The sequence below is a fragment of the Paenibacillus jepli genome (assembly GCF_047238105.1).
In the GTDB taxonomy this organism is placed as follows: domain Bacteria; phylum Bacillota; class Bacilli; order Paenibacillales; family Paenibacillaceae; genus Paenibacillus_D.
The window spans coordinates 65,926-77,805 of record NZ_JBDFMD010000001.1; the positions used below are offsets into that span (position 1 = coordinate 65,926).

General features: G+C 57.0%; 12 protein-coding genes. 4 read left to right on the plus strand and 8 right to left on the minus strand.

The window, feature by feature from the left end; genetic code table 11:
• Positions 1 to 475 precede the first annotated feature (475 nt).
• Genes ABC336_RS00335 through ABC336_RS00345 form a run of 3 tightly spaced genes read left to right on the plus strand, consistent with a single transcriptional unit; the run spans position 476 to position 2,487 of the window.
• Complete coding sequence (locus ABC336_RS00335; protein ID WP_413236756.1) at positions 476 to 955, plus strand: PH domain-containing protein; 480 nt, start codon at positions 476 to 478, stop codon at positions 953 to 955.
• Entirely contained in the window at positions 942 to 1,631 is a 690-nt protein-coding gene (locus ABC336_RS00340; RefSeq protein ID WP_413236757.1) for a PH domain-containing protein, read from the plus strand. The genes ABC336_RS00335 and ABC336_RS00340 overlap by 14 nt, the downstream gene beginning before the upstream one ends.
• A 58-nt stretch (positions 1,632 to 1,689) precedes the next feature.
• On the plus strand, positions 1,690 to 2,487 hold the full coding sequence (locus ABC336_RS00345; protein ID WP_413236758.1) for a PH domain-containing protein: 798 nt from the start codon (positions 1,690 to 1,692) through the stop codon (positions 2,485 to 2,487).
• A 597-nt stretch (positions 2,488 to 3,084) separates the two neighbouring features.
• On the opposite strand, the gene ABC336_RS00350 is transcribed toward ABC336_RS00345, so the two are convergent.
• The 5 genes from ABC336_RS00350 to ABC336_RS00370 all read right to left on the minus strand — a co-directional run bounded on the left by ABC336_RS00350 (position 3,085) and on the right by ABC336_RS00370 (position 7,031).
• A complete protein-coding gene (locus ABC336_RS00350; protein WP_413236759.1) occupies positions 3,085 to 3,789 on the minus strand; it encodes a class I SAM-dependent methyltransferase in 705 nt (234 codons plus the stop codon).
• A 114-nt stretch (positions 3,790 to 3,903) separates the two neighbouring features.
• Entirely contained in the window at positions 3,904 to 4,713 is an 810-nt protein-coding gene (locus ABC336_RS00355; protein ID WP_413236760.1) for an MBL fold metallo-hydrolase, read from the minus strand.
• A gap of 10 nt (positions 4,714 to 4,723) precedes the next feature.
• Entirely contained in the window at positions 4,724 to 5,392 is a 669-nt protein-coding gene (locus ABC336_RS00360; RefSeq protein ID WP_413236761.1) for a GNAT family N-acetyltransferase, read from the minus strand.
• A 63-nt stretch (positions 5,393 to 5,455) separates the two neighbouring features.
• Positions 5,456 to 6,124, minus strand: a complete 669-nt coding sequence (locus tag ABC336_RS00365) for a GNAT family N-acetyltransferase (protein WP_413236762.1) — start codon at positions 6,122 to 6,124, stop codon at positions 5,456 to 5,458.
• Positions 6,125 to 6,173: 49 nt separating this feature from the next.
• Positions 6,174 to 7,031, minus strand: a complete 858-nt coding sequence (locus ABC336_RS00370) for a carbon-nitrogen hydrolase family protein (protein ID WP_413236763.1) — start codon at positions 7,029 to 7,031, stop codon at positions 6,174 to 6,176.
• A gap of 212 nt (positions 7,032 to 7,243) precedes the next feature.
• On the opposite strand from ABC336_RS00370, the gene ABC336_RS00375 reads away from it, so the two are divergent.
• Positions 7,244 to 7,726 carry a C40 family peptidase gene (locus tag ABC336_RS00375; RefSeq protein WP_413236764.1) on the plus strand — a complete coding sequence of 161 codons (483 nt, stop codon included), beginning with the start codon at positions 7,244 to 7,246 and terminating at the stop codon, positions 7,724 to 7,726.
• A gap of 90 nt (positions 7,727 to 7,816) precedes the next feature.
• Here ABC336_RS00375 and ABC336_RS00380 read toward each other — a convergent pair whose 3' ends face one another.
• The 3 genes from ABC336_RS00380 to ABC336_RS00390 all read right to left on the minus strand — a co-directional run bounded on the left by ABC336_RS00380 (position 7,817) and on the right by ABC336_RS00390 (position 11,813).
• Positions 7,817 to 9,187: a HAMP domain-containing sensor histidine kinase gene (locus tag ABC336_RS00380; protein ID WP_413236765.1), complete on the minus strand. Its 1,371-nt coding sequence runs from the start codon at positions 9,185 to 9,187 to the stop codon at positions 7,817 to 7,819.
• On the minus strand, positions 9,184 to 9,885 hold the full coding sequence (locus ABC336_RS00385; RefSeq protein ID WP_413236766.1) for a response regulator transcription factor: 702 nt from the start codon (positions 9,883 to 9,885) through the stop codon (positions 9,184 to 9,186). The genes ABC336_RS00380 and ABC336_RS00385 overlap by 4 nt, the downstream gene beginning before the upstream one ends.
• A gap of 212 nt (positions 9,886 to 10,097) precedes the next feature.
• Positions 10,098 to 11,813: a serine/threonine-protein kinase gene (locus ABC336_RS00390; RefSeq protein WP_413236767.1), complete on the minus strand. Its 1,716-nt coding sequence runs from the start codon at positions 11,811 to 11,813 to the stop codon at positions 10,098 to 10,100.
• Positions 11,814 to 11,880: the final 67 nt, after the last annotated feature.

The following is an 11,880-nucleotide window of genomic DNA, read 5'->3' on the forward strand; positions in this document are numbered from 1 at the left end:
ACGATGAACGTCCCGTCCCTGTCAGATCCGGCCGAAAAACAAATCACCGTGCTGAAGAGCACGGTGATCCGCTGCCGGGAACGCACAGGCGGTATCTTCATGTTCTTAACTCTTGGATGAGTCATCGCAAGCATACACACGCAATCAGACCTGCCTAGTCCAGACAAGACGATTGGGAGCAATCACTTACCGACTCTTATTCCATTAGGAGTTAAGAACAGCTACCCGCATCAAAATTTCCCCTTTGTGGCTTGATGCTTCTATTTTAGGTCAGACGACCGGGAAAGTCAACTGCAGCCCTTATCGCTGCAACGCTGACTGTTTGGATGAAACGACGGCCGTTGTGAAACGTATGTTATAGCCATTCGTCTTGACGCTCGTGCAACGCAAGGCGTCGTGTCAGCCCATGTGCGAATATGCTATAGTAGGAGAACTGACGAGTTGCAGACTGTCACCAGGAAGGAAGGAATATTAGATGTACAACGAACCGCAAAGACGAATCGATGCCAGCGCGCTCAAGGCATGGACACTCTCGGGATGGATATCCGCTGCGTTCTATGCTGCAATCGTTGCCGTTGTTATTTTCCTGAGTGTGCGCTTCAATTGGCCGGTGTGGATCGCCATCACGGTGACGCTCCTGGCTCTGGTCCAATCGACGCTGGAGATCTTCATCTGGCCCAAGCTCAAGTACAGACAATGGCGTTACGAGATCCTGGAGGAGGAAATCCAGCTGCAATATGGCATCATCATCCGTCACCGGACGCTGATCCCGATGATCCGCGTGCAGCATGTGGACACCAATCAAGGACCGATCCTGCGGAAATACGGGCTTGCCACGGTCACCTTCTCTACCGCCGCCGGCAGCCATGAGATCCCGGCGCTGAGCGAAGCATCCGCGGAGCGGGTGCGGCGGCAAATCGCAAACCTGGCGAGGTTATCTGATGAAGAAATCTGATGACATGCAACGTCTGCATCCGCTGTCGGTCATATTTTTTATCGGGAAGACGATCAAAGATCTGCTCTATCCCTTGATTGTGTTCTTCCTGACCACGATCTTGCGCGAAAATGTCAATTATCTCTGGCTGTTCGGCGGGGTGGCGCTATTCCTGGTTCTGCTGGTGCTCATCAGTTGGCTCACCTGGCTGCGGTACACTTACGCCATCGAGCCGGGCGGCCTGCGTGTGGAGCATGGCGTCTTCGTCAGGAAGAAGCTCTGGATCGGCCGCGAGCGGGTCCAGTCCGTGGATACGTCTGCTGGCGTACTGCACCGATTATTCGGTTTGAAGAAACTGCAGGTGGAGACGGCAGGCGGCAAGAAGCCCGAAGCGGTGTTGAACGGAATCTCTGCTGGGGAGGGGCTGCGCATCAGCCGCGGTCTGGGCATGACCGATGAAGAACGCAGCAGCACAGTGAACACAGTGCCGGATGACAGCTCAAATGCTGCAAGCACGGCAAGCTCGCCGGCCGCCGGGACTGAAGCGGCAGCCCATACCTCCCGCACGCTCGCAACGCGCAGACTAAGCATCGCAGATCTGGCGATGTACAGCGCTACCTCGGGCAAGATCGGCGTCGTCCGCGGTAGCCGTTGCAGCTTTTTCGCAGCTCAGCAACTGGCTGGAGGCGACATTTGATGTATGGGGCTTCGTCTCGCAGTGGTACGACTCGCAGTGGGTCGTTCTCATCGTCATATTGCTGCTGGCATTCGCCTGGCTGCTTGCTTTCATCGGCTCCTTCATCAAGGAATATCGATTCACTCTGAAGCTGCAAGGCGACAGGCTGGTCATCGAACGCGGACTGCTTGAACGCAACCAGATCACGGTGCCGCTGCGTCGGATCCAGGCTGTGCATCTGATCGAACCGCTATTGCGGCGTCCCTTCGGGTGGGTGACCATACACATCGTAACGGCGGGCTATGCCGGCAAAGAGGGGCAGTCTGCGCTGCTCTTCCCTTTCATTCGCAAGCGAGAGCTGCAAGGGTTCCTGGAGGAGTTCGCGCCGCAGTTCACCGTCCCTGCCGCTTGGGAGCATCTGGAGCGCAAGGCGCTCAGACACTACCTTCTGCTGCCGGTGACGATCACCCTCTTGCTCTGCGTACCGGCTATCGTCTGGATACCGGAGCCCTATGGCTGGTTTTCGCTGATTGTTCCTGTCGTTGCTTGTCTGTGGTGTGTCATGTCCTTCCAGCAGGCCGCCTGGTCGCTGGAAGGTGAGCAGATCTCGATTCAGTACGGAGGATTTAATAAACATCAGGGGCTGATCCCCAGACGGCGTGTGCAGTGGCATCGAGTCTCCCAGAGCTATTTCCAACGGAGGCGTTCGCTGGCGCATCTCACATTGGCGCTGGCTTCAGGCAGCGCGATGGCCAGTTTCTCCGTCCGGCACGCCTCGCACCAGAGCGCAGTGACGGTGTCGCGGTGGCTGTCCTTCCGCATGCAAGAGGAGTCACCGCAAGAAGCGGAGCCTGATGAGCAGGGAACGGATTTATGAATACTCCCACCACTTGCCAAAGGGGGCGCTTCGACTGAAGTGTGGGTTTCGGAGGTTTCAACCTGACGTTCGCAGGATGCTTAACCTCCGGGGAGTTGACACGTTGACGGACTGGTTACCAGTGGGCCCCTCTATCCCATTCGTGTGCTTTGCAGCCGCGTTTGGGATTACTTTGCGCCTATTGTTGGCGGCTCCATTTGAAGAAGTGGGAGTACTCTCGGCGAGGGCTGATAGAGTACCCAAAAAACCAAGCTCCGGCAGCGAGCTTGGTTTTTTTGGAAAATTTCAGCGACCTTTTCTACCGCTACTGTGGCGAAATCGGCGAAATCGCCAGCCAATTATAAAACTTATACTTACAGCTCTATAAACCGACATTTACCCAGGTTTAGATCTAAAAAATAGACTTGCGACTCCAAAATTCGCCACTAACCCAATTGGAGATCTAAAAATTAGATCTATAGTTTCTAAAAATAGTCATCCACTCGGCTGTAGATCTAGAAATTAGACTTGCAGCACCGAAACTCATCCTTCAGATCGCTGCAGACCTAGAAATTAGACTTGCAGCTCCGGAGCCGATTTCATCCACTTCAACCATCTCTACCCCAACTGCCCAAAGTCGTGCTTCCACCAAATGCCGCAATGCTCAGGGACGACCGACCAGCCGCGGCTGCATATCCGCTCAGCCAACCAGTCCCCGAAGAAAAAGCCGCATACTCGGGCTGCCTCCTCCACACTTGGGAACGGATAATCCATCCGCACCGTCCGGTGCGCAAAACCGTATCGGCGCTCTAGTCGCTCGAAATAGGGTGCCAAAAAGTCCAGCCGTACCGGTTCGTCAACCCCCGTTCCAAGCGTCTCCAGGATCACTACAGTGCCGTCGGGGCGCAGGATCCGCCGCAGCTGCGCCATGACAGTCTCAAGGCCCGCCTCCCACGACGGCTCCTTGCTGCTGGCGATGTAGCCGATACTCCAGCCGGAGACGACCAGATCGGCTGATGCATCCGGCAGGGGCAGCTCTCGGTGGTCAGCCACCACCGTCCTGATACGCTGACCGTAGCCCCCGGCAGCCGCTTTGGCTGCCAGCACGTCCAGCATCGACTGCGACAGATCGGTAGCAATGTAACTCGCCGACCCGGAGGCCAGATACCGGCTCAGACGGCCCGTACCTGCCCCCAGATCCACCACATCCAGCCCGTCGGCAGGACGAATCTCCGCCAACTCCAGATCCAGATCCGGTTGTCTGGACACCAGCTCCTCATATTGCTCAGCCTGCGACCGATAGATCGTTTTATGATGATTCATCGTCACATCCTCCCTTTCTACCTCAGCCTAAACCCTGACCCAGGGTCAAGGTCAAGCCTAGTGGTCAGGTGAATGTAAGCATAAGCTATGGCTTGGGAATCCCTGGATATCTGCTCACGATCGCGATTGCGGAGCGCTACGCTTGCCAAGCTCGATCTGCATGCCTGTGGCAGCAAAGCAGCAATCACCTGGCAGCTCCTGTGCCCGAACTGCAAGATCGATGTCGTGGGACAGATGAGTGAATACTGTTCTCTCGGGGCGCAGCTGCCTGACCAGCTCCAGCCCTTCCATGACATCGTAGACCGACCGGGTATCGAAAGGATAGGGCTCCTGGAAGAAGCTTGTGCCCAGCACCATCAGATCCAACTGCTGCAGCGGCGCAAGCTCCTCAGCTGAGAGTGCGATCGCATCCGGACAGTAAGCCCAGGCGTAGCCGCTGGAGCGGTGATCGAACCGGAAGGCGTAAGCATAGCCGTTCTTGCCGTGATTCACCCGCCAGGCGGCGATCTCCCAGCCACCCATCGTCAACCCGCCGTCGATTCTATGGAAGTCGATCTGCCTATCCAGCCAGGGGAATCGCTGCAGCACCTCGTCGATTACGACTGTAGGTGCATAAGCCTCACCTCTGATCCCGGTCCAACGACAGGCGTCCGCCCACTCCGGCAGCCCGCCGCAGTGGTCAAAATGCGCATGCGTCAACAGCAGACGGTCCATACCCCGGAGCCCGGCGGCAGCCATCTGTCTTCCCCAATCCGGTCCGCAGTCGATGACTGTTCTGCCAATCGCCTCATCCTCCACCAGTACCGATGATCTGAGCCGCCGGTTCAAACCGGTCGACCTGGCCTCCTGGCATACGCTGCACTCACAATAGATGCGCGGCACCCCCATCGCATCGGAGGTGCCGAGAAATGTCAATCTGGTCACTGCCGTCCCCCTACAATGGAAGGAGCTTCACTGACGGCTGCTGCGTCAGATCGTCCATCATCGTCTGCCAGGCCTCAGGCTTGTTAGGCAGCGCGCTGTAATAACGGGAGAGGAACGCATGAATCAGCGATGAAGGCAATTCGCTCAGTCCGTCGTCTGCGGACAGGAAGCACAGATCCAGACCGCTGACCGCTTGGCCTTCATGATCCCAGGAAGGATGAACGTAAGGGAAGTCCAGACGGCGGTATCCGATATGAGACAGCACCTCGCGCCGTACATACGGATTCATCGGCGTCACGCCGCCGAAATCATGCATCGTCTGATACGGGTCATAGATTTCGGCGAACATGCCGATCGGTTCGGTACCCGATGCTTCCGCGAGACGCCGGATGTCTCGCTCACGCTGCTTCATCAGGAAACGCCCGACGCCAAGACCGGGCTGGCCGACGATCGTAAAGTCGGTCATCGCCACTCGAAAGTCGGCATAATAGCGGTATTCCGTAGCCCCTACAACGTTGTCGTCTGCGATGGCAACATAAACATGGATGCTCTCATCGAGCAGCGGTTCTTTCCACAGATCGAAGGCCAGCACCTCTTCCGGAGGAAACACCTCCTGCATCAGCTTGTACATCTGGGTAAATCTCGGGTCCTCAATGAATTGAATTCGATAAAACTCCATAGCGGTGTCTGCCTCCTCAAATTATTTATCGTCATTAATAATTAATCAGGCTAATCAAGTGCATTATGTAGCATGTTTAAAGGGATTGCGCCATTCCATCAACGCAGCGTAATTGCAGGATTCCTCATCTTCAAGATAGTCTGCAGCGACTCCGACCGGAAGACGTCCGCAACGCAACAGGAAACTGATGACCGGATCGCGCAGCTTGCCAGTCTTCACCTGCTCAAGATACTGCTCTGCGCTCATCTCGCCTGCATACTTGTGATACCCCGGCATCCGCCCCCCTCCCAGCAACCTGTCCAATCCCAGGTGAACCGTGGTTTCATACAACGACTGCATGAGCCAATGGCCGATCCCGGCGCCTCTATACCCCGGGTCGACACAAATATCGACGACGTACAGCGTCTTGCCGGCCGGATCATGCGTGCGGATATAACCGTTGTCAGTGATTGCCGCCCAGGCGTGCGAACCTTCCAGTGCCCGATCTGACACGAGCAGACCGGTCATAGAGCCGATCAGCACGCCGTCCACCTCCGCACAGAGCGCTCCCTCCGGGAAGCGGGACACATGCTCCTGCAGCTGCTCCGGCTTCCACCACAACTCCTCGGGAAATGGCGGCGGAAAGCTGCGGCGCTGGATATCGATCATTTGCTCGGTGTCCTCCATGCCATAGTTGCGAATCGTGACCGGCAGTGAACGTCCTTCATTGAAAAGCAGCAGTTCCTTGTGCATCAGTCACTTGCCTCCTGTCTCTTGTAAGTCTGGCCAGCTCGCAGCAAGGTCAATTAAAATCCGTATAGAGGTCGGTTCTGCGATCCCGCCATGTTGTCACAGACCCGCTTTTGCGGACGTCCTCGAGCAGTGCCAGGTCGAGATCAGCCACTACTAGCATATCATTGTTCAATTCGCCCTGGGCCATTATGCCGGCCGGCGGAAACGGAATATCATTGGGCGTGATGATCGCAGCCTGCCCGACATTGGCCCGCATGAAGTCTACACGACGCAAGGCGCCGACCGTACCGGTCGTCACGATGTAGACCTGGTTTTCGACGGCCCTGGCATGACAGCAGTACCGGACACGATAGAATCCATGCCGATCATCGGTGCAGGATGGACAGAAGATGACATCTGCCCCTTTGGCTCTGGCCATTCTGACAATCTCAGGGAATTCGATGTCATAACAGGTGAGCAGAGCGATCGTCCCAAAAGGCGTATCGAACACTTCAAGCCCCTCACCTGGCGACATCTGCCATTCCTCCACTTCCGTAGGAGTTAGATGCAGCTTCGACTGGCGGTCGATACGACCATCCGGATGGAAAAGGTGCGCGGTATTCCGCAGTTTCCCTCCCACCTCGATGATATGCGTCCCTGCAGCAATGTAAAGATTGTACGCAGACGCCAGCTTGCGGAACAGCGCTTCGTAAGCGGATGTAAAAGCCGGCAGACCCGTGATCGGCAGCGGCCTGCCGTGCTCATCGCCAATCGAGAGGAGCTGTGTAGTCATAAATTCAGGGAACAGCAGAAACTGAACCCCATATTCCGTTGCATTCTTCACGTAATGGGTCACTTGCTCGGCAAACTCGTCCCAAACCGTGATGTCCTGCAGATGGTATTGTACGGCCGCAACCCGATATTTCATAATTGAAACACCCCTTCCCGCAGATTAGAAAATTCTCATGCATATCTAATAAACCCTGCCCGAACGTACGCAGGACTAGGGCTCATCTCTCTTTGTTAAGTTTTAGGAAAGATGATATCTGTTATAGTTTTTGACAGGACATGGTGGATGGGCGAATGCCTATCGAACACCATGATATCAAGCCAACACTTTCATAACGGAGGGATCATGCAGTGCAGACAACCAGAACACTTATCAAACGAGTCATCAGTGTTACACTGTGCGCAACCATCAGCTTCACCGCCTTCGGCCTCGGCCAGACGAATACGGCTCAAGCCTCGACAAAGGCAGACCGGGTTATCAGTACCGGCAATAAGTACTTAGGAGTCAAATATCGTTTCGGCGCACCGGCAGGCGTAACCTATGCCTTCGACTGCTCCTCATTCACTCAATATATTTTCAAGAAAAACGGCATCTCGCTGCCTCGAACGTCTGCTGCTCAGGCCCAAAAGGGGTCCTTTGTCAGCAAAAGCAACCTGAAGAAAGGCGATCTGGTCTTCTTTAAAGTCGGCAGCAAGCGCATCGGACACGTCGCCGTCTATGCAGGCGCCAGCAGGATCCTTCATACGTACGGCGCCGGCGGCGTTCGTTACTCCAGCCTGAACTCCAGCCACTGGAAGAAAAACTACGTCACCGCCCGCCGCGTCATTCGTTAAGGTTCGCTTTTGATCAACCTTCTCGGTGTTGAAGACCGGATATAGTATATGGCTGATTGTCTCAGCCTTCCCCCTGCCATTGACCGGCTGCTAGGCCCGGTCAATGGTTTTTTTGGGGAACTGAAGCGCAATCGCCGTACCTTGGTTCGGTTTGCTGAACACATCGATCATGCCGTCGTGCAGCTCGACGATCCGTTTGGCAATCGATAGGCCAAGCCCGACGCCGCCCGTCGTGCGTGCTCGTGCTCCGTCGACGCGGTAGAAACGTTCAAACAGGTGAGGAATCTCCTGCTCCGGGATGCCGATGCCTTTGTCTTCGACGTCGATCCGGATCGCATTCTTGGTCGTCGCGATATGGATATCGATCGACTCCTTGCTGTATTTGATCGCGTTGTCGAGCAAGATGACCAGCAGCTGCCTGATCTTGTCCTTGTCGGCATACATCATGCCCCCGACCGGCTCTGCATGTACACGGATCGTCCGGTGGAATGTCGTATGCATCATCCGGGCCAGCTCATCGATCATCTTGACGATGTCGAAGCGCTCCAGCTTGAGCCAGTCTTCCTGTTCCGCTTCGGCCAGCATCAGCATCGACTTGGTCAGGTTCTGCAGCCGGATCGCTTCATTGGAGATCGCCAGCACCGCCTCGTCGCGCACCTTCTCGTCATCGCGCCCCCAGCGCTTGAGCATATTGGCGTAGCTGCTAATGACCGTCAGCGGCGTCTTGAGCTCGTGAGAAGCGTCAGCGACGAAGCGCTTCTGCTTCTCGAAGGTGCGGTCCAGCCGGTCGATCATCTGGTTGAATGCGCGAACCAGCTGCTGCAGCTCCGCAGACTCTTCCCTGCCGCCAAGGTCGATCTGCCTGAGCTTGCCGCTCCTGTCGATCTCACGCATCGTCTGGACCATATGCTGGATCGGGGCCGTCAGCCGCGAGGTGAACCAGAATGTACCGAAGATGGCGAACAGCACAGCCCCCATGCTCGTGACGGCCAGAGCCGCGACCAGTATCTGCAGGTAGCTGTCCAGCACATTGAGCTTGCGGACGATCTCCAGCATCGCCACGACCTTCATCTCGTCATAGATCGGCTCCTTCTGGTACAGCACGCGTTTACCGGCATAGGAATTGATCCCCGTATTATGAGTCAGGCGATAATCCGTCGGCAGCGTGAGCAGCTCCTCGTCAGAGCCGATCTGATTGATGACCTGACCATTGGGAGTGATGATCCGGATCATCTCATTGACGTTGTAGAACTCGGTGAGCAGGTCGGGGTCGTCCAGGTTGCCCGGCTCCTGCATGCGCTTGTTCTCCAGCATCAGATTGACCTTATTGTCGAGGACGGTCTGCTCGCTGCGGGTCGTTATCTTTATGACGAAGAAATAGACGAAAATGTTGAATAAAATAAGGATGAAAATTAACCAAAAGATAGTGAATAATGTAAATCTCCTGCGAAGCGTCATCATTCGGGCTCCTTCAGCACATACCCCACTCCGCGAACGGTATGGATGAGCTTGTAACGGAAGCCCTTGTCAATCTTCTGACGCAGGTACCGGATATAGACATCGACCAGATTGGTCTCGCCGATAAAATCGTAGCCCCATACCTCGGAGAGGATCTCCTCTCTGGATTTCTCCTGGTTCTTGTTCTCTGCCAGGAAGACCAGCAGCTCGAACTCGCGCGGTGTCAGATCGATTGCCAGTTCCTTGCGGAAAACCTTGCGCGTGCGCAGCTCGATCGACAGATCGGCGACGCGGATCAGGTCTGCGCCTTCATTTTCCTTGTTTTGCTGATGGAAGATCCGCAGCAGGTTGCGGACACGGGCCAGCAGCTCTTCCATCGCGAACGGCTTGGTGATGTAGTCATTGGCTCCATGCTCGAAGCCGCTGACTTTATCTGGCACAGTATCTCTTGCAGTGAGGAGGATAATCGGTATCGGGTTGCCTGCATTGCGCAAACGGCGCAGCACCTCGATCCCGTTGAGCTCGGGCAGCATGACATCCAGCAGCAGCAAATCCCATTCGCCGGACATGGCCATCTCCAGCCCCTTGCGTCCGTCTTCGGCTCGTCCGGCGGTGTAGCCTTCGTGCTCCAGCTCGAGCTCCAGGATGCGGGCGATGCTGTCTTCATCTTCTATAACAAGAATACGTTCCTGTTGTTCCATGTGTATGATCACCTGATTTCACAAGACCCCGGTTGAGGTCCAAAAATTATGGAGAACATCCCTTAGATAAGGCGTTGGAATGCTTCTGCATGATTTTTATGATAATGAACCACGTCCCGAAAAGCAAGTCAGGCGTCTTCCAGCCGTCCTTCCTGAGGGAGGCTGTTGTCCGGATCTTGCCGGTGCAGCCAGCTATATCCATGCGCTTCATGTCAGATTTCGGCTCGCTCAGACGCAAAACTTGCGGCTGCGGCCAGTACTGGCTGAAGCGCTGCGCGCAGACGGGATCGCCAACGGCGGTCGTCAGTGGCCCAGCGGCCGCGCCAGAGACAGTCGGCCCATTCCTGCACGGGCAATTGGGGGACAGCCGTGACTGGCGGCACAGGCAGCATCCCCAGCCACTCATCGCGGCCCGCGAACGGCAGATCCTTATTGGCGATCATCATCGTTGGTCTGCCTGCGCTCCCGCGGCGTTCGAACAACCGCCGCACTGCGGCGATCCGGTCTGCCGGCCACTTGGCCGGCCACGGGTCTGCGGCGACCAGGCATAGGTCGGCTTCTGCTGCGAGGTCCGCCCGCTCACCGGGGCTCCATACCTCCGACAGATCGAACAGCAGCAGCGGCGCGCGGATCCCGCTCAGCATCAGTGCGAACCGTTGCCCGCCGATGGGCGTCTGCTGGCTGCCGGCGGCAGCACACAGGGCATACCAGCTCAGCGAGCCTTCCCGCCAGTGTGCATACCGCTGCTCAGGCAGACTCCCGGACTGCAGCCTGGCGCCGCTCCGCCCATCCAGATGCAGCAGTCCGTGCCACTCCGGCACAGGACCTGCGCCTTCGACCGCTGCACAATCGACGCCATCGGCGGCCAAGAGTCTGGCGAGGGTCAATGTCAGAAAAGTCGATCCCGCCCCGGAGGCCACAGAAGCAACAGCGATACTGCGGCTGACGGAGGGTCCGAAGGTCGGGACGGCTGCTATCGCGCCATCTGCCCTACCGCTCGGCCGTGCGGTTGAAGCCGGACTCCGGCTGTCATGTCCGGCACCGGCGCCGTCACAGCTCCGCCAGGCTTCCCTAACCTGCTCCATCGAGGCATAGCGCCGCTCCGGATAGGGCTCCAGCATCCGGCTCAGGATGCCTTGGAAGCGCTCGGGCATCGGCAGCCTGGCTATCGGATCGGAGCTGTCCGCAGAGGAGACGCCGTACATTGCGCCTGCAGCGAGATAATAGATCAGGGCGCCGAGACCGTAGACGTCGGAACGGACATCGCTCTGCGCCGTCCCGGACTGTTCGGGCGCTGCGAAGCCGGGGGTGCCGAGCAGCATCGTATCCTGCAGCTGGCCGGTCTTGTAGCTTCTGGCGATGCCAAGATCGATCAGCTTGACATGACCGTTCCGACTGATCATGACGTTGGCCGGCTTCAGGTCGCGATGGATGATGGGCGGACGCTGACTGTGCAGATAGCAAAGCGCATCGCAGAGCTGCAAAATGATCGGCATCAGCTCACCGCTGGATGGTCCGCTGCTGCGCTGCACCCGCCATGCCGCAAGGGTCTCCCCCTCGATATAGTCCATGACGAGGACGGAGCAGCCGCTGCTGCCTGGCGGATAGTAATCCGTGATTGCCGGCAGATTGGGGTGGCTTAGCCGCACCAGATGCTTCGCCTCCGCTTGCTGCACCTCCCAATCAGCTAGCGGGGAGCGGGTGAGCTTGAGAGCGCACAGCTTGCCATCCAAGCGCTCGTCCTCCGCTGCGTAGACGGCCCCCATCCCGCCCCTGCCGAGCAGACTCAGGATCCGGTACCGATCCGCGATGCGGGTGCCCGGGACGAGCAGAGCCTCTGCCGCTCCAGATCCGCAAGACAGCATCGGTTCTCCTGCCTGAGCACCGCCGCTCCCCACTTGTTGATGTTGCTGCACCTTGTCTTCCATCGTTGACTCCTCCTCCAGTACAACAAAAAAAGCACCCCGACCATTCGCCAGCGGCGAATCATCGGGA